A 19,137-nucleotide genomic window follows, 5' to 3' on the forward strand; every position below is an offset into this window, starting at 1 on the left:
CTAAGCGGGCTTTTTTATGCTTATCACAACTACGTGTTATAAATGTAAGAAAAAGCTGGGGACACCCACACTCTTTAGGTGTTGTCAGGGCGTGTAAAATCAATTGCCATGGCGGCAGTTTTTTCTTGAAACTCGTCGATGGTGTGACTTGGTAATTGCACCTCAACAGTTACGTGCTGTGCATAGCTACAATTCACTACCTTGCCCGAAAATTGTTCGCATAAATGGCGGATAAATTGCTCGTGCTTAAAGTCTATTTCTATACATACATCATAAAGGCGTATTTCTTCCCGAGTTGGCAATTGTTCCATCGCTTGCTGCGCCGAGGCTGAGTAAGCTCGCACTAAACCACCAGCGCCCAACTTAATACCACCAAAGTAGCGGGTAACAATCACCATGACATCGCCTACACCTTTGTGCTGGAGAACGTTCAGGATAGGTTTTCCGGCCGTGCCACTTGGTTCGCCATCGTCAGCCATTGCTGCGCTGGATGGGGAATGAGGATTGCCAAGTAAATACGCCCAGCAATGATGACGAGCATCTGGGTATTGTTGCTTTACATTTGCTAGGTGTGCCATAGCGGCTTCGCGGCTATCGGCGAAAGCGGCGAAGGCAATAAACTTGCTTTTTTTAATCTCGTACAGAGTTTCAATCTGTTGAGCGGGGACGGGATACGACATCACGCTATTGTACCTGAGTTTCGCTTTAGGCTAAATACAGGGACAACAGCGTTTTTTGTTTTACTACTTTATTAGAAATGACTCTGTATTAACGAAGTATGCCTGAAACCGTTTCCGATACGTTTGTCGCACCTTTAAGGATTTCATCCATCACACCTTGTACTTGGGTGATTTGCTGACTGTTTAGGTCAACATTGTCTTTCACAGTCGCCATCTTGCTTGTCGATTTATTCGCAAGCTTACGGTTTTCTGCTACAACTGATTCAATTTCTACTGTTGAATCACTAGTACGCTGCGCAAGTTGACGAACTTCATCCGCAACCACGGCGAAACCACGACCTTGTTCTCCAGCTCTGGCCGCTTCAATAGCAGCATTCAGTGCCAGTAGGTTGGTTTGATCGGCAATTCCGCTAATAGTGGTTACAATAGTTTCAATTTTAAGCGATTGCTCACTAAGTTCATGCATAAGTTTGTTGGTTTGGTCAACTTCGTCAAGTGCCACTTGGAATACATCAATACTACGTTGTAGCGATGACGCACCGTCTGCGGCAATTTGTGAGGTTTCTTCTGCAGTAGATACAGCAAGCTCGGCGGCTTGTGAAATAGCATGCTTTTCTTGAACTTGTGCTGTTACATCAGACGCAAACTTTATAACTTTAACCACTTTACCCGTACCGTCGAACACAGGGTTGTACGTAGCTTCAAGCCATAACGTGTCTCTATCAGCATTGATTCGTTCAAAGGTTCCCGAAGAAAATTGGCCGTTTGCTAAGGACTGCCAAAACTGAGGGTTATTCTGATAGAAATCGTCTTTACAGAACATGCGGTGGTGCTTGCCTTTAATTTCATCAAGGCTGTACTTAACGGTCGCAGTAAAGTTTTCGTTCGCAGTAACAATGGTGCCATCAGGTTCAAACTCGATAACCGCCATCGACTTATTCAGAGCATCGGTAATTGCTTTACCAGAGAAAACAGCGTTTTCTTGTTCGGTAACATCATGATAAATTGCATGAATTTCAGAGTTGCTGCCGTTGAGTACATTAACGTAGCTGGCTTTAAGCCACTTTGTCTCGCCTGTCTCTGCTTTCATCGCAACGGTATTCGTGTAAGATCCACCGTTTAATAATGACTGCCAAAATAGACGGTAATCGTTGTCGTTTTGAACGCCAGGGACACGAAGGTCTTTGTGATTGAATGAATAATCACCTGACGATGGGCGCGCGAGAATTTGTAGGAACTGAGAAGATGCGTATAGACAATCTCCTCTATCCGAATACACTGCGTAAGCAAGGTTATCTTTCAATGCATTTAGCGTCGCCGCTAAGCTGTTATTCTCGTCCGTGAGTGAGGAAACTTCCTTATTATATCGTGAACTGGATACAAACATGACGGCTCCGTTAACTTCTAATAAAGTAGAAGAAGTATAGAACGGTTAATTTTAAAGCGCGTTTAGACAATAGATGCAATTGGTGCCTTTTTAGGTATGTCATTTCATAACCAAATACTCAAGATGACCTTTTTTTCATACTTGAACACTTTTTAATCCATTCTTACTAGTATTTCAGAGTCAATTTACATGAAAGTTCTTCACACCTCAGATTGGCATTTAGGTCAAAGTTTCTTTACCAAAAGCCGTAAAAATGAACATGAGCAATTTTTTACATGGCTGCTTGAGGTGGTTGAGCAAGAAAGTATAGATGCTGTTGTCGTGGCCGGTGATATTTTTGATACCGGCACTCCTCCGAGTTACGCGCGGGAGCTTTATCATCAACTAGTGGGTAACTTTCAGGGAATGGGGTGCACCTTAGTAGTATTAGGCGGCAATCATGACTCGGTGTCGGTATTAAATGAAAGTAGGGAATTACTGTCTTATTTAAACTGTCACGTTATTGCTAGCACTTACGGCAATGCTGAATCGCAAGTCTTACCTTTGCGTACCCGAGGTGGCGAAATAGGCGCAATACTGTGCGCGGTACCTTTTATTCGTGCTCGGGACGTTTTAAAAAGCGAAGCTGGAGAATCGGCGATTGAAAAACGTCAGGCGCTGGGTGAAGCCATTAAGCAGCACTACGCCAACCTTTATCAGATTGCGCTAGATAAACGCAAGGAATTGCATGTAGAAGTGCCAATTATTGCCACCGGACACTTAACGGCGTTAGGGGTAAGCCAGAGTGAAAGTGTGCGCGACATTTATATAGGTACGCTAGAAGGTTTTTCAGCTGATGGGTTTCCTCCGGCAGATTATATTGCCCTTGGGCACATTCACCGACCGCAAAAAGTGGCAGGGTGCGATCATATTCGATATTCCGGCTCGCCTATTCCCTTAAGTTTCGATGAACTGAAATCACAAAAGCAGGTATTAATAGCCACGTTCGAAAACAAATCACTAGTGCAGGTAGAAAGTAAGCCTATTCCTCGTTTTCAAGCGATGGCGGTGTTGCGAGGCAACTTAGAAGACATTGAGCTAGCCTTACAGCAAAATGAGGCGGTGAAAAGCGCAAGTACAGAACACCCAGCGTGGCTGTGTATTGAAGTAGAAACCCAAGATTACTTAACCGACCTGCAACAGCGCATTCAAGCGCTAATCGACGATAAACCTGCCGAAATTTTGCAATTAAAACGAATGCGCAAACAAAGAGCCAGTATCATTTCAGCAGAAGAAAACGTTAATTTAAGTGAGTTATCTGTGCATGAGGTATTTGATGCTAGATTATCGTTAGAAGCGTTTGAGTCGGACGAGGACCTGAAACGCAAGCAGCGCGTTCAAACCTTATTCGAGCAGGTAGTAGACGATGTGCAATTGTCACATGAGGGCTGCGAAGCGGCAGACGATGCCAATGTGGTTGATGTGAACAGCGCTATTGATGAAAAGCAAAATACCTCACCTGTTAACACCTCACCTGCAAGTGAGGGTAACCTATGAAAATTCTTACCCTTAGGCTCAAAAATTTAAATGCATTAAAAGGGGAATGGAAAATAGACTTCACCCAGTCTCCTTTCATCGACAACGGTTTGTTTGCCATTACCGGACCAACAGGCGCAGGCAAAACAACGTTGCTTGATGCTATTTGTTTAGCGCTTTATCACCAAACACCGCGCTTGGGCACAATTTCGGCGACCTCAAACGATATTATGACGCGCGGTACGTCAGAGTGCTTGGCGGAAGTTGAATTCGATATAAAGGGCAAAGCATATCGGGCATTTTGGAGTATGCGGCGCGCAAGAGGAAAAGCTGACGGTAATTTGCAATCTGCTGATGTGGAATTAGCGGAAGTAGAATCTGGCAAAGTGTTAGCTACCCAAGTGAGGCCAAAGAGTGAAGAGGTAGAGCGCCTGACTGGGCTTAACTTTGCGCGCTTTACAAAGTCGATGATGCTCTCGCAAGGCGACTTTGCTGCCTTTTTAAATGCCAACGAAGGCGACAGGGCTGAATTATTAGAAGAGCTTACCGGTACAGAAATTTATGGCCAGTTATCTCAAGCGATCCATGAAAAATACAAAGCAGCAGAAACCACAAAACGGGAATTCAAACTAAAACTCGAAGGCGTAGCACTACTCAGTGAAGCGCAGCATAGTGAACTTAGTGCTCAGCTGAACCAATTTAAAACCCAGTTAGTTACTGTAAATGCCGAGATTGTCTCGCTACGAGAACAGTTGCAATGGCAACAGGCGTGTGAGCAAAATCAACAAGAGCTTACTAAGGCGAACGCGGCATTAGTTGAAGCCAATAACGTGTATGAACAGGCAAAACACGAACTAGCGCTATTAGTTGCTGGTGAGCCGGCGGAATTGCTTCGCTTGCCTCATTCCGCGCTTAGTCAGCTATGTGAGGATGTGCAGCGCATTGCCAACAATCTCAGCCTGAAACAAGAGCAATTGCCAGATTTAGAAAGCCAGCAACAAAAGCGACAGGCGGAATGTGAAAGCAGTGAGACGGACTTTACCAAAGCGAAAGCCCATCAACAGCATTTTGAAACCCTGATTAACGAACAAATCATTCCAATTGATAGTGAAATCAATAAGCTTACTAACCGCATTGAGACAAACCAGCAGACGTTAGCTGATGCGAATATAAAGCAGGGTAAAGCGCAAGAAAACCATCAAGCATACTCTGATGAACTTGAAGGTAAAAAGCGCACGCTGGATGAGTTAACCACCTACCTTAATGTTCATGCGGCAAATGGTAAGATGGCAGGCGAAATCAGTGGCTGGAAAGAAAAAGCGGCTCGATTTAGCGATGACGAAAGTAACCTAGCGGAAACAACCAAGAAAATAACAGCAATGCAGCAGCTTAAAGACGGTGCCGTGGCCGATTTAGCTGAGAAACAACACGCCAAAACTAATGTGGTGGCGTTACATCAACAAAGCGCAGATAACGTTTCTTTGTGTGAATCTAGCCTCAATCAACTCCTTAGTAATGGTGATACTGCCAGCGTTAATGCAGATATCACAGTGCTTAATAATAACTGGCCTGTTTTTGCGTCGTGCGAACAATGGCAGCGGCTTTATCTCAATCACAAAAGTAGCCATGCTGAAAAGTCTGAAAGACTAACATCGTTATTATCCAATATTGAAACCCTTAAACAAGAGCGGGCAGAGTTAGCGGCAAGTTACAAAGCCACGCAAAGCCATTTAAAAGACGTTGAATCGTTAATTAAGTTAGATGCCGAGCTTGCGCATTTACGCCAAACGCTCTCGCAAGGCGAGGCATGCCCCTTGTGTGGTGCTACTGAGCACGATGCTTCTTTGATGAATATTGATGTGCCTGAAACCATTGCCAAGCGCGACGAACTAACCCGCTCACTTGAGAATATAGAGAAACTAGGTACGCAAAAGCGGGAGCAAATTCACACCGCTGAGTTCGAAAAACAGCAGTGCGAGAAGGTGATCGCAGAAGCACTCGCAGCCTTTTCTCAACTTGAAGCCGACTGGCAAGGAGCTATGTCGTCTTTAAATGCTAGCGTTGTTATTTCAGATGTTGAGTCTTTTCACCAGCTTCAGCTTAGCTGCAAAGCACGTCAATCTCGCTTAAACGCCCAGCTTAGCGATATACGCGCTAGCGAGGAAAAATTAGCCGATGCTAAAAATAAGACGCTTTTGCATCACCAGCAAATAGAATCAATAAACAGTGAGATGGCGCTTTTAACGGCAAAAGTCTCGCAACTAGAAGGGCAACTAAACGACTTCCACACCACTAAATCTAGTATTGAGAGCGCACTTGCCCATAATCGCCGCACGCTTATTGATGAGATTGAAAGCGTGGGTTTAACTCCAGATGCCAATATCACTGAGTGGCTTGCTAAGAAACACGAGGATGTGGAAGTGTTTCAACAGAAAACGCGTCTGCACAGTACCTTGTCTCACGAATTAACAGCCCTTAAAGATAAATTGGTGGAGCAAAGTGAAATTAAAGCGGCTGCAGATAAAGAAGCCCAATTATACACTACACGTATTCAAGAAATTGAAGCCCAGCGAGAAGCGCAACGTGCTAAACGTCATGATTTGTTTCCCCAAGGGGATATTGGCGCGGCTAGACGTGAAATTCAGCGCACCCTGTCGGTAAAAGAGCAGCGCTATAAAGAATGTGACACTGCCCTTCGTGAGTCGCAGCGGGCGTTGGAAAATGCTAATGCCCAACTAAAAATACTCACTGCAGAGTTAGAAGAAAAACAACAAGCCAAGGAAGCAAAGCAAGTCGAATTCGATTCCGCATTAAGCCAAAGCCCGTTTGCTGATGAAGCCGAATTTTTAAGTGCTTTATTGCCCTATGAGGAGCGCCAGCGTTTACTTCAAAGGAAGCAGTTAATTGAACGTGAGCAGCAGAATGCGCAGTTGTTATTAAATACCGCCACGCAAAAGCACAACACTTTATTAGCTCATGAGCACGCCACGAAATGGCAACAATCGACTGCAGAAACTACTCAGGCAAATTTGAATGAGAAAGGTGATGAAAAAGATCGGTTACTGGCACAACAAGGGCAACTATCTCAACAGTTAGACAGTAACAGACAGGCGATTGAAAAACAGCAAAGCTTAATCAATGAAATGCGTGAGTTTGAAACATCGTATGATGATATTGCCTATTTGCACTCTCTTATTGGCTCAGCCAGCGGCGATAAATTTAGACGATTTGCACAGGGCTTAACGCTAGATAATTTAGTCCGTTTAGCCAACCAACAACTCGATAGATTGCACGGGCGTTACCAGCTTACCCGCAACACAAAAGACAGTTTAGGTTTGAGTGTATTAGATACTTGGCAGGGGGATGTGGTGCGCGATACTAAAACCCTATCGGGAGGCGAAAGCTTTCTGGTGAGTTTAGCGTTAGCGCTGGCCTTGTCTGATTTAGTGAGTTTTAAAACGAGCATAGATTCTCTTTTCCTCGATGAGGGTTTTGGTACGCTAGATGCCGAAACTTTAGATGTTGCGTTAGATGCATTAGATAACCTAAACGCTAGCGGTAAAATGATTGGTGTTATTAGCCACATAGAAGCGATGAAAGAACGTATTCCAACCCAGCTTAAAGTGATAAAACGAAATGGCGTTGGGTTAAGTGCGCTGGAAAAACGTTACTCAGCGACAGAAATTTGACGGAAATTTGGCAGGTTTAGTTTTTTGAAGCTACACTAAAAATAGCCTTTAATGATTTGTCGCATACAACACTGCGATTTTAAAGGTGATGCCGACTAATCTGTGTTGTAATTTTAACGGCGCATATTGTTTAGTCAGGGTGAAGTTTATAAGGTAATTCCACGCAAATTGGATCTTGCATCAGTACAGATTGTTGGGGGCGAGTAACCTTCCATGTGCAACCTGAATGCAAGATGGTCAGTAAAGTTACTGATTGCTGCTTTGTATGTTTTAATATGTGAGAGTGTGTACGCCTCGTGCGTTATTACCTCACCATTAAACAGCAAAGTGGGTACACCTATTCCTATGGTGAAAGGCGAGCAGCGTTTAACGCTACACTGTGATTTAACGCAACCGCATATTTTCCATTTTCCTCGCAACTTCGTAAATAAAGCCATGCTGTATCGGTTAGAGGCTGATGTTTCTATAACAGGCGCCTTAGAAACCCAGAGCTCAGCAGCACCTACTTTAACGCTACCAATCGAGCTACCTAGCGCGCGGCATGCCTATATGCTTCCCTCTGGCGCAGCGTCTTACTACTTAGATATAGAAGCCCAGTTCGCTAGGGCATTATACCCGAGCCTATCCTCAGTACCCAAGTTCCACGCATTTGATGCTATTCATACCTTAACACTGAGTGCATTTGCTGGCTTCTGCTTTGCGCTGGCTATTTATGTTGGGGTACTAGGCAATAGCATGCGAAGTTTTGGGTTCTATTCTTACAGTCTATACGTAGCGAGTGCAGCCACCTTTTTCTTGCTTCAGGAAGGGATAATTTACACACTATTGCCCAATGTGCCGTTTCTAAATAGCGTACAGTTAAGCGTTCTTTTTGCCGGGCTGACCATCTTTGCTTCTTTACGTTTTTTAGATCAATTACTCGATTTTAAAGCGTTGTTAAAAAAGTGGCAAAGAAGCGCGCTACACTATTTATCGCTAATAATATTAGCTTTGGTGAGCGTGCAAATAGTGTTAAGTAGTGACGTGGGCATGATGGTAAACAAAATCATGTCGAAACTCACCTTGGTTATCATGGCCGGTATTTTATTAGCAATACTTTATGCGGCGTATCATAAAGTACACTGCGCAAAATTAGTACTGCTGGGTGTCTCGACAATTATACTTGCCATGCTAGCCAGGTTCTATTTGAAAGACTTCAGCCCGTTCCTTCAACGCTACGGGCTTATTATCGCCGTGACAATAGAGGCGTTAATTTTTGCGTTTGCTGCAGCGCAAAAAGTGAAAAAACTTGATGATGACAGGATGGCAGCATTTAAGCGTGCGGCTACCGATCCCCTTTGTCATATTCTCAACCGTGACGGTTGGGAGGGGGCCGCAAAAGTACTCTTAGATGACTTTAATCGTCAAGGCGGTTACATCACTTTAATGTTTATTGATGTAGATAACTTCAAGCGAATCAATGACTCTTTTGGACATCAATCAGGCGATGATGTACTGCGTATCTTGGCTAAAATTCTTAAACGTCAATGTCGCGAACAAGATGTGGTTGGTAGGTTAGGCGGTGATGAGTTTGTGGTGCTAAGTTATTGCCACAGTCGTAGTCAATCTGAACGGTTGGTAGGGCGAATTAAAGCGCGCTTAAGTAACCTGACTATTCAAACGGCTAATGCTCCAATTCCCGTTACGGCGAGTGTAGGCGGAGTGATAACTGATACGTCTTGCAAGAGCTTAGAGGCCTTACTCCAAGAGGCGGACATCCTGATGTATGAACAAAAGAAAGCGCACCACACTGAAGTATCACAGCCCATCTAATACCCCCCCAAAAAAAATAGGGCGCTGACTTAATGAGTACTGGTTTAATGAACTCTTGCTTATTGAACCGGCCTATTGAACTGGCCGAGTCAAATAATACACTGGTGATTCACATTGGGCTTATACGCCTTAAAACATTCTCGCTAACATCAAAAGCAGTAACCTAACAATTGAATGTCTTTTGCGAAGTGTTTATCCACTAAGTGCTTTAGATCATCTGTGTAATACGCTTGATAGCTGCCTCTGTCTGTCGCTTTACGTTTATGGGGAAGGGGGGATGGGGAAATAGACAAGTGCGAACAGATAGCATCAAAATCTTCCTGTAAATTCTCATAGTGTCCAATAAAATCAGTGAGCAAATTTCCATGCAAATCCACAAGGTAATCGCTTTGCAATTGCAGTGATGTGTCTATGTGGTATTGATATGAACGCTCAGGGTTGAATTTCCATCGCATAAAGCGCTCGAAGGTTTCATGACCTTCCATCACCTGAGGCCGTTCGCGCTTGATGTGATGATAGGAGCTGACCTGCAAGTCCCAAGGGTTTCTCACCACCGAAAACTTGAACAACCCATTAAAGTATTCTTCGGGGAGCATTTCTTTTGCCGCAATAATACGAGAATGGCGAGGAAAGCGGCTACCAATCTTATGCCCACAAAACTGACTCATCTTATTACTGATAAACTGTGCTGCAGCATAGCGATGCCCCCAACGATACGGTGAAAGCGCCTCACGAATACTCGTGCCACCAGTTTTAGCAATGTGTACAAAGAGAAACTGTTTACTGTGGGAAAGTAGCACCGGATATTATCCTTGTTAACGTTGATATAGGTATCAATACAGTGTGGCTGTGAATTGTGACAACTATATGGATATCTGAGTCATACCTAGTAGTGAATAAACGCTACAAAGTGATGAAAATGGATGGCTTTTGCTTTTTGTTGGTTGAGAGTAAAGCTATGATAAAATACCATTAAATGAAGCTTCAATAAGTTAAATGCGGCGCAGAATATTCGCCATGTAAATGGCTACAATCAGTACACCTTATTACCACTGATGACAGCACAAAAATGGAAATGAAACGTAAATGGTAGAGCAGAGTTATTATATTGGTGTGGATGGCGGCGGCACTCACTGCAGAGTGCAGTTAGAAGATGAGCACGGTAACGTATTAAGCCACGCCGACGCTGGTTCTGCCAATATTATGACCAATGCTGCTGTCGCAATGCAGTCAATTATCGATGCTAGTGAAAAAGCCATTAGCGCAATAAAGCCCATTAGCGCGATAGACAAGCCCATTAGCGAGAAAAATAAACCTACCAACCCAGCAATCAAGCTCAATCAAATACACCTTGCCGCAGGACTTGCTGGTGCAAATATTCCCAGCGCATTAAAACAGTTTTTGAGTTTACACCACCCCTTCAAAAGCTTAACCGTTATCAGTGATTTACATGCCGCCTGCCTTGGCGCTCATAACGGCTATGCCGGTGCATTAATTATTTGCGGCACTGGATCGGCGGCGACGGTTTTTACTGGCGCGGGCACTGGCACCAGCACCAGTACTAATTCATACCACTTTAAAGACAAAGGCGGTTATGGGCTGCCAATCAGCGACAATGCTAGTGGCGGTTGGTTAGGCCTTGAGGCGGTTAAACACAGTTTGTTGGTGTTTGATGAACTTATTCCTCAAAGCCTCTTATTTGCATCTATTTGCGATAATTTAGCCGTATCACACTCACATCAGTTGGTAACTAAAGTGGCGGGGTTTAAAGGGAAAGAATTTGGTGCATTGGCCCCAAGTGTGGTGGCGGCCTATGAAAAAGGCTGCGCCGCAGCCGGGGCACTTATTCAACAAGGGGCTAACTACCTCAACGATGTTGGTCAAACACTTACCTGCAAGGCACCTAATGAAAAGACATTCACCAACAATCAGGATTTGCCCCTTTGCTTAGTAGGTGGGCTAAGTCATGTGTATCAGCCGTTATTAAGTACTGATCTTCAAACTAGACTTATTGAACCCAAATCGTCACCTCAAGCAGGGGTGATTCAATACGCAAAACAACAGGCAGCACTGGCTTAATGCAAACAATTACCGCAGACAAAGTACTAACACCCACAGGCATTCAGTTTAATAAAACCCTATGTATAGAACAGGGCGTGATCCAATGCATTCGAGATGCCACAAAGCAAGAGCTTGCAGGTAAGCATGAAGGTACACTTATTCCTGGGTATATAGATACACAGGTAAATGGTGGCGGGGGGATACTGTTTAATCATACGCCCACGTACGATGCACTAAAAACCATGGCGAATGCGCATTTGCAGTTCGGCACTACCAGTATGTTGCCTACACTTATTACCGATAATGCGACCACTATGGCTAACGCCGCCGATGCGGTAAGTGAAGCCATCGCCAACAACCATCCTAATATTGAAGGTATTCATTATGAGGGACCATTTTTGAGTACTGCGAAAAAAGGCGTGCATGAAGAAAGCTTTATTCGTACGCCACATGATAGTGAGTTAGCGACCTTGTGCCGAAAGGATATTGGCAAGGTACTGTTAACGGTAGCCCCTGAAAGTGTGAGCCCCAGTTTTATTAAAGAAATGGTGGCAGAAGGGGTAGTGGTTGCATTAGGGCACACCAATGCTAGCTTTGAACAAGTAAGCGATGCACTTAACGCTGGGGCGAGTGGTTTCACCCATTTGTATAATGCAATGTCAGCGTTTACCTCTCGGGCGCCAGGTGCTGTGGGCGCAGCGTTGTTGTTTGATAGTGCGTATTGTGGGTTAATTGTGGATCACCATCACGTACACCCTAAAAGTGCTGAGTTGGCCATAAAGGTTAAAGGCAAAGAAAAGATAATGTTGGTGACCGATGCCATGGCGCATGTAGGGAGCAACCTAGACACGCTGGCTTTTTTCAATACAGAAATTAAGCGCAGTGGCAGTAAACTCACCACCCCTGATGGCACATTGGCCGGTTCATGCTTAGATATGCATGGGGCTGTGGCAAATACTTGTCATGATTTAGGCGTAAGCTTAACCCAAGCAAGTGCAATGGCAAGTAGTACGCCTGCAACCTTCATGGGAATGCAGCATAACCTAGGCAGTCTCGCAGCAGGGCAATATGCTAATGTATTATTAGTGGATGATACTATTACGTTAGCCAATATTTGGGTAAAAGGAAGGCTTCAATAACCCAAGCTTCAAGCGTATATTACCCTAAAGTGCTGTGGATCTGCGTTCTGAGGTTTCGTTTTGAAATTGGGCTCTCGGTGATTCAAAACTATTGAATTTTCTGGAGCGTAACATGACCTACCGCGTTGCAATTGCCATATCAGGTGCCGTTTCTTTGGGCTCTTATGAAGCGGGTACGCTTTATGAAATTATCAAAGCGCTAAAAGAACATAACGAAAACCCTGCCAACCCCAAAATTGAAATAGATGTGCTTACTGGCGCTAGTGCTGGTGGCATGACCGCCGCAATGGTAGCGCAGAAACTCTTATACGATGGCGACGCCTTATCGGGTGAAAATACCAATGTGGGTTACGAAGCATGGGTGAAGTCGGTTGATATAAACGGGTTGTTAACGCCCTTGCCGGGAGACAATGCCAAAAATTCACTGCTCTCGAATGGCTTTGTAAAAACCATTGCTGATAAGCTGATTAATAGCCGGTACGTAAAGTCACCAGCACCTAACTCTCCACCAGCACAAGCAGAAACACCGCTAGTTCAAACGCCCCACATTGCCAGTGCTACCTCTATTAGGTTGGGGTTAGCCATGTCAAACTTAAATGGTGTTGACTACGAGGTAGATACGTTTGCTTATCTAACCGAAACCTTGGGCCGAGGGACGTTCACCCAAACGCGCCACCAAGACCGTTATACCGCTACGCTGGACAACACAACCGATAACCAGGCTATTTGGAACGAGATTAGTTCGGCTGCACGAGGATGTGGTGCCTTCCCCGTGGCGTTTTCTCCGGTGTCACTCTCCCGAAGTTGGCTACATGGCGATTATAGCGGTCGAGGTGCTGTAAAATTTGAAGACAGTACCTTTAGCTTTATGGATGGTGGGGCGTTTAATAATTACCCTTTGGGTATGGCAGTATCATTGGCTGAACAAAATGATACAAACTATACCGATTATGAAAACCGCTTTTACTTTTACATTTCACCCAACCCTAGGGAGAGTGCTGCCAATCCAGAATTTGATGCAACCACAGCATCCTTTGCACAAAGTGCCAAGCAAATGCTCAATAGCGTGTACCTTCAAAGCGGGTTTCAAGAGTGGCTACTGCAAGAGCAAGACAACGAAAAGGTGCTTAGGCTAGATCATCAAGCCGACACCTTACGTGAAAAATTGTACAGCGCTACCATCGAAGATGTGTTCGCAGAGCAAGCCATTATAGATTCAATGATCGCCGTGGTGTATGGTGGAAATACGCTTGAATATGCCGCCGATATTGCCCGGCTCGCTACTCAATATCGTGTTGATGTTGCAGAAAAACCACTTCCACCAAGCCACTTTAAACTATGGATAGACACAATCGCGGTGTTAGAACATGCCGCGGAGTTGGGCCCAACCAATTTAAAAACCATCTATACTATTACCGCCAAAAAAGACGAGCTTAGTGGTGAGTTGCTAGGCGCATTTTTAGGCTTTTTTGATGAACGCTTTCGCCAATATGATTACGAACGGGGAAGGTTAAATGCCATGCTGACCATTAATGGTATTTTAGATAAGCAGCGCGATGAAGGAGTAATTCAAAAGCAATTACCACTGAACATTAAAAAACGTGATTACCACAGTATTCAGCAGTTTTTAGATTCATCGCGTTTAAATCATGCGTCTATGGCTGATGTGAAATACGAAAATAGAGAGCTGGCGTACAAGCGAGTTAAAGCACGCTTTTTTGCATTTACAAAAGACGCCGGTATAGCAAGTATTGCCCGATTTTTCGCATGGAATTTCATTGTTAGAAAAACGGTAAAAAAGGTGTTGGTATTATAGTATTTAAAGCCTCCCATATTAAAAAGCCCCCCATACTAAAAAAGCCCAGCAAGGTAATTTACCATGCTGGGCTTTAGCAATACATTGACTACTTTAAAGGTTACTTTAAAGGTTACTTGCCTTCGCTGTGCGCCAAGAATTCTTCGTAGTTACCTTCAAAGTGGTTAAGCTTATTATCTTTAATTTCAATAATCTGCGTGGCCAGTGATGACACAAACTCGCGGTCGTGGCTTACAAATATAACCGTGCCGTCGAATTTATAAAGGCCATTGTTCAGCGCTTCAATAGATTCCATATCTAAGTGGTTAGTAGGTTCGTCCATCACCAATACGTTGATGTCTTGTAGCATCAGCTTACCGAATAACAAGCGGTTCTTCTCACCACCAGAACACACAGCTACTTTCTTGTTAAAGTCGTCTGAGCTGAACAATAAGCGGCCTAACATGCCACGAACTTGCAAGTCGTCATGCTTTGGCAAGCGCCACTGGCTCATCCAATCAAACAAGCTTAAATCGCAATCGAAGTCTTTGGTGCTATCTTGTGGAATATAACCAATAGCGGCATTTTCAGCCCATTTTATCGTACCGTGCTCAGGTAATAATTCATCAACTAAACATTTTAAGAGGGTGGTTTTACCCGCGCCGTTTTCACCAATAATAGCAAGGCGAGAGCCTGCTTCTAACAATAAGTTAGCGTTGTTAAATAACGGAAGATCAGGGTAGCCATGACCTACATCTTCTAGCGTAATCGCTAAGCGGTGCAGTTTCTTGTGTTGTTCAAACACAATATAAGGCTTGCGACGGCTAGAAGCTTTAACTTCAGCTAGCTCAATTTTTTCCAAGCGCTTAGCACGAGAGGTAGCCTGCTTCGCTTTAGAGGCGTTAGCAGAGAAACGCGCTACGAAGCCTTGAAGTTCTTCAATTTCAGCAGATTTCTTTGCGTTCTCGTTAAGTAACTGCTCTTGAACCAACATTGACGCTTCAATGAACGCATCATAGTTGCCTGGATAAACGCGTAATTCACCGTAATCGATATCAGCCATGTGAGTACATACTGAGTTTAAGAAGTGGCGGTCATGCGAGATAATTAGCATGGTGGATTTACGTTTATTTAGCTCATCGGCTAACCACGTAATGGTGTAAATATCCAAGTTGTTGGTAGGTTCGTCGAGAAGCAAAATGTCTGGGTCGGCAAACAAAGCTTGTGCCAATAAAACACGTACTTTTTTACCTGGCGCCACTTCTTTCATTAAACCAAAATGGTAGTGTTCTTCAATACCTGCTGCGTTTAGGATGTCGCCAGCGCGGGCTTCTGCGGTGTAGCCATCCATTTCAGCAAATTGGGTTTCTAAGTCGGCAACGCGCATACCGTCTTCTTCACTCATATCTAGCTTGCTGTATATTTCGTCACGCTCTTTTTTGACTTCCCACAACTCACGGTCGCCCATGATCACGGCATCAACCACGCTGAATTCTTCAAACGCGAATTGATCCTGACTTAAGATACCTAATTTGGTACCCGGCGCCATAGACACGTTACCGGCACTTGGCGTTAACTTACCGCTCAAAATTTTCATGAAGGTAGACTTGCCGCAACCGTTCGCGCCGATAAGGCCATAGCGGTTGCCGTTACCAAATTTGGCAGAGATATTTTCAAACAAGGGTGCAGAACCAAACTGCATGGTGATATTGGCGGTGGTAATCAAAACAGGTATCCAGCGGGTAAATCAGAAGAAAAGATAGCTTGGTAGTTAACGCAAAAAAATGCGTTTTGTACGAGTAAGCTTTGGGCGCGCACTATAAGGAATTACGGCCGCTGTGTCGAGGAAATTTTGAGCTATTGCCCGTATCTTCACAAATTTGTAGTGAACTGCTTATTTGCCATTAATCACTTCTACACACCTTTCACAATAATTTCAGTGCTGTCGGTAGCAAGGGCTGCGTTATGAAGCAGCGATAGAAAATCCGCAAGTAAGTGTTGCAGCTCATTTGGATTGGGTGTTTTACAGGCCTTAAATCCTTCCTCATTAGTACTGCTGATATACCACTTTTCGCGCCCTGCAATATTGGCAAATGCACCTGCATTTCGTAACTTATAATAATCGTAAGCAAGTACCATCGCAGGCTGCGATGCAACTTCATCCGGTATAGTGTTTGCCCCCACGGAGCATATAGCGTTGTTGAAGACATCACCAATAGTATGGCTTTTTATAAAAGTAGCCAGCGCGTTTGGCCACTCCTTTCCTACGTATCGCTGTCGCACCACTTCTTTTAAATGAGCTTCGGTAAACGCAAGATAGTCTTCTGAGGCAAGTATGCTTTTATTCCACAATGACTGACCATGTCGTTGACGTTGTTGCCACTCTTTAAAATAAATAGGAAATAGTGTGTCAAACTGGGCGACCTCCTTTTGAATAACGGTCTCCACGATGGCCTCATGATGTGGATTGAGCGTTACAATGCTATAGCCGGGCTGATAAGCGGCTAGCGAAGGTACTTGAATATTCACCAGCCCTGTATGGTTTTCGGGCACGGCAATGTCATATAAATGCATATGGCCTGCCATGTGTAGTTTCAGACCCGTTGCGTTCAAGGCCTCAGTGGTTGACGAAAGCGGCATTCGCTTTAGTTGATTTGAGGTTTTGCCAAAAAGGTTTTCCAATTGTGGTTGGGTATTGTCATAAAAGTCGGCCATGGGGAAATGGCTAAAGGCGATAAGCCTTTTGTTTTCAGCCTTTGCTCGCTTAACCACGCTTTTTATCCATTGCAGCAGCTGTGGCTTGTAGGTCAGCAGCGCGTTGTAACCGGCGTTACCGGAGCCCTTAAAATTACGTTCAGCATATTTCCCTTTGGGAATATACACATTGGCATCAATGGCCAACAACCACACGTCTTTAATGGGCTCTACCAAGTAACTGGCGTCTGGCATAAAAATACACGACGTTTGGTCGCACCACTGCCAGCCACGCTGCTCAAACTCAGCACTACTAAAGGGCGTTTCGTACAGCACATCCTGTGCGTGCGCTGAAAAACCGTGGCTTTTGAGTGTTTGCATAATATCGTGATAGCCCCACTCTCGAATATCATTCATGCAAAACCACGCTTGGTTGTTTATACACCGCGTATGGTCTGGGCTATAAATAGCCACTTCCTTACCATCGGCAGCAAGAAAATTGGGCTTACCACCAGGCCGTCCGAAAGGGCGGACAGGATCGTGGTTACCGGTGATGGCGAAAAAACGCATACCGTAGCGCGTGTGATATTCATCTAAAATACGGGCAAGCGCTTTCACATTTGCAGGTTGTCCATCGTCAGAAAAATCGCCAGGCAGCGCAACCAGTTTAATTCCGCGCTTAGCAATATCATCTAGTGCTGCACGAAATACAAAGAAGTTTTCATTGAATAATCGGGTTGAGGTTAACTGTGCTTGCATGCTGCGCATAAGCAACGGGGCTTGTGTTCCTAGCTCTTTAGGGAAGCTATTTTCCAGATTAACTTTTTGTAAATCGGTGTTGTCTCTACCTGACATTGGTGCGGCATAAATGTCGTGTAAGTGAACATCGGCAAGAAAGGCGATCTGTGTACCTTGAGAGTTTTGATTCAAATTTTGCGGGGTACTTTTACTTACTAAGAGATGAGACTCAGTTGCACTGCAATTAATAAGCGCACACATCATCAGCATCAACCCTACGCATTTTGCAGCATCGATCACTACCCCAAATAGCCCTGTCCGGTTTTGACAATATTGGTTCATTTTTGCCTCATTTTTCCGCATCAATTAGATACAGACGCAATGCATAATCAAACGGGGACAGGTGAATATTAAATGTCATGAAAACTTCATATCTAGTGTGACATTTTTATTAAAATTAGTGATTTAGCGATTTTTGTTGTCCCCGCTCTTCGTTTATTTCCTTCTACCTCACATTGAAATTAAAGAGCGAAGAAAAAATGTTTTTTTGGTTGTTACTTTGTTTGTCCGCAGGTTTTGCTAGTGCTGCTGATTTTGATGAAAGCATGCCACTGGATCAGTATCAATGGATAGGCTCGCACAACAGTTACAAACGTGCGCTTCCCGATACTGCGTATCAGTTTCTTCGTTTGCAAAGCGTACATAAGGCTAACCAACTTAACTATTCCCATCTTTCGCTTGATGAGCAGTTATCACTCGGCCTACGTCAACTAGAAATTGATGTGGTGAACGATCCTAACGGAAATCAGTATCAGCACGTTGAGCTCGCTTCTCGTTTTAATGAAGACTGGTTATCGGTGCACGAAGCTGCGCAATTGGCGAAGCCTGGCTTTAAGGTGATGCATATCCCTCATGTAGATGTCATGACCCATTGCATAACCTTAAAAGCATGTTTGAAGGAGTTGACAGTTTGGTCTGACTCTCATCCAGAACATTTTCCTATCGTCATCATGATGAATGCGAAAGAAACCCAGCCCGATTTTTTGAACAGTAAAAAACCCACTCCGTTTGATGAAGCTGCCTTCGCTAGCTTAGATGAAGCAATACAGAATTCTTTACAAGACCGACTCGTTAGCCCCGATGACATTCGAGGCAATGCCCACTCGTTGCAACGCGTTATTACAAATAAAGGCTGGCCGAGCGTTAACGATTTACGTGGCAAATTTATATTTTTATTCGATGGCAATGATAGCCAGCGCGAAAGATACACCCAAGGGCAAAACAACCTGAAGGGAAGAGCCATGTTTGCATCATTTGAACCCGGGCACCCTTCAGCGGCCATTATGATCCGCAACAATCCTATTGAACAACAACAAGACATTCGCCAACTGGTGGAGTCTGGATATTTGGTGCGCACCCGCGCAGACGCCAATTTATCAGCTTCTCATGAACAAAAAGCACTGCAGCGTGACGCGGCATTTCGAAGCGGTGCGCAAATGATATCTACCGACTTTTATCCGCAATCTCCTCAAGCAAAGCGCAGCAATTACTCGGTGCACTTTGAACAGGGCAGATTGATACGCACCAATCCAATTAGCGACTAAAAATCAACATTATCTATATCAAT

11 protein-coding genes and 2 pseudogenes are annotated in these 19,137 nt (G+C 44.3%); 7 read left to right on the forward strand and 6 right to left on the reverse strand.

Features of this window, described 5'->3' with window-relative positions:
• Positions 1–74: 74 nt before the first annotated feature.
• From ALT761_RS03985 to ALT761_RS20940, 3 genes and pseudogenes are all read right to left on the reverse strand, one after another.
• On the reverse strand, positions 75–680 hold the full coding sequence (locus tag ALT761_RS03985; protein WP_129736717.1) for a YigZ family protein: 606 nt from the start codon (positions 678–680) through the stop codon (positions 75–77).
• Positions 681–768: 88 nt separating this feature from the next.
• Positions 769–1,125: pseudogene (locus ALT761_RS20935) on the reverse strand (methyl-accepting chemotaxis protein); the annotation flags it as partial.
• A 174-nt stretch (positions 1,126–1,299) separates the two neighbouring features.
• Positions 1,300–2,067: pseudogene (locus tag ALT761_RS20940) on the reverse strand (PAS domain-containing protein); the annotation flags it as partial.
• A gap of 189 nt (positions 2,068–2,256) precedes the next feature.
• On the opposite strand from ALT761_RS20940, the gene sbcD reads away from it, so the two are divergent.
• The 3 genes from sbcD (at position 2,257) to ALT761_RS04005 (ending at position 9,083) form a co-directional block, all read left to right on the forward strand.
• On the forward strand, positions 2,257–3,603 hold the full coding sequence (gene sbcD, locus ALT761_RS03995; protein ID WP_129736721.1) for an exonuclease subunit SbcD: 1,347 nt from the start codon (positions 2,257–2,259) through the stop codon (positions 3,601–3,603).
• Positions 3,600–7,271, forward strand: coding sequence for an AAA family ATPase (locus tag ALT761_RS04000; RefSeq protein WP_129736723.1), 3,672 nt, complete (start codon positions 3,600–3,602; stop codon positions 7,269–7,271). Before sbcD ends, ALT761_RS04000 begins: the two co-directional genes overlap by 4 nt.
• Positions 7,272–7,484: 213 nt before the next feature.
• On the forward strand, positions 7,485–9,083 hold the full coding sequence (locus tag ALT761_RS04005) for a GGDEF domain-containing protein (RefSeq protein WP_129736725.1): 1,599 nt from the start codon (positions 7,485–7,487) through the stop codon (positions 9,081–9,083).
• 149 nt (positions 9,084–9,232) lie between these two features.
• Here ALT761_RS04005 and ALT761_RS04010 read toward each other — a convergent pair whose 3' ends face one another.
• Positions 9,233–9,883: a sulfotransferase family 2 domain-containing protein gene (locus tag ALT761_RS04010; protein ID WP_129736727.1), complete on the reverse strand. Its 651-nt coding sequence runs from the start codon at positions 9,881–9,883 to the stop codon at positions 9,233–9,235.
• A gap of 286 nt (positions 9,884–10,169) precedes the next feature.
• Between ALT761_RS04010 and ALT761_RS04015 the strand changes: the two genes are divergently transcribed.
• The 3 genes from ALT761_RS04015 to ALT761_RS04025 all read left to right on the forward strand — a co-directional run bounded on the left by ALT761_RS04015 (position 10,170) and on the right by ALT761_RS04025 (position 14,099).
• The gene (locus tag ALT761_RS04015) at positions 10,170–11,162 is read left to right on the forward strand and encodes a BadF/BadG/BcrA/BcrD ATPase family protein (RefSeq protein WP_129736729.1); all 993 of its coding nucleotides are present in this window, start codon (positions 10,170–10,172) and stop codon (positions 11,160–11,162) included.
• The gene (gene nagA / locus ALT761_RS04020; protein WP_129736731.1) at positions 11,162–12,283 is read left to right on the forward strand and encodes an N-acetylglucosamine-6-phosphate deacetylase; all 1,122 of its coding nucleotides are present in this window, start codon (positions 11,162–11,164) and stop codon (positions 12,281–12,283) included. Before ALT761_RS04015 ends, nagA begins: the two co-directional genes overlap by 1 nt.
• A 112-nt stretch (positions 12,284–12,395) precedes the next feature.
• Positions 12,396–14,099, forward strand: coding sequence for a patatin-like phospholipase family protein (locus ALT761_RS04025; protein WP_129736733.1), 1,704 nt, complete (start codon positions 12,396–12,398; stop codon positions 14,097–14,099).
• A 112-nt stretch (positions 14,100–14,211) separates the two neighbouring features.
• Here the strand turns inward: ALT761_RS04025 and ALT761_RS04030 are convergent, their stop codons facing one another.
• Together ALT761_RS04030 and ALT761_RS04035 are read right to left on the reverse strand one after the other, a co-directional pair.
• The gene (locus ALT761_RS04030; RefSeq protein ID WP_129736735.1) at positions 14,212–15,804 is read right to left on the reverse strand and encodes an ABC-F family ATPase; all 1,593 of its coding nucleotides are present in this window, start codon (positions 15,802–15,804) and stop codon (positions 14,212–14,214) included.
• 188 nt (positions 15,805–15,992) lie between these two features.
• Complete coding sequence (locus ALT761_RS04035; protein WP_172602843.1) at positions 15,993–17,852, reverse strand: metallophosphoesterase family protein; 1,860 nt, start codon at positions 17,850–17,852, stop codon at positions 15,993–15,995.
• Between the two features lie 197 nt (positions 17,853–18,049).
• Between ALT761_RS04035 and ALT761_RS04040 the strand changes: the two genes are divergently transcribed.
• On the forward strand, positions 18,050–19,114 hold the full coding sequence (locus ALT761_RS04040) for a Ca2+-dependent phosphoinositide-specific phospholipase C (protein WP_129736739.1): 1,065 nt from the start codon (positions 18,050–18,052) through the stop codon (positions 19,112–19,114).
• The last annotated feature ends 23 nt before the right edge of the window (positions 19,115–19,137 follow it).

The sequence above is a fragment of the Alteromonas sp. 76-1 genome (assembly GCF_900654235.1).
Taxonomy (GTDB): Bacteria; Pseudomonadota; Gammaproteobacteria; order Enterobacterales; family Alteromonadaceae; genus Alteromonas; species Alteromonas naphthalenivorans.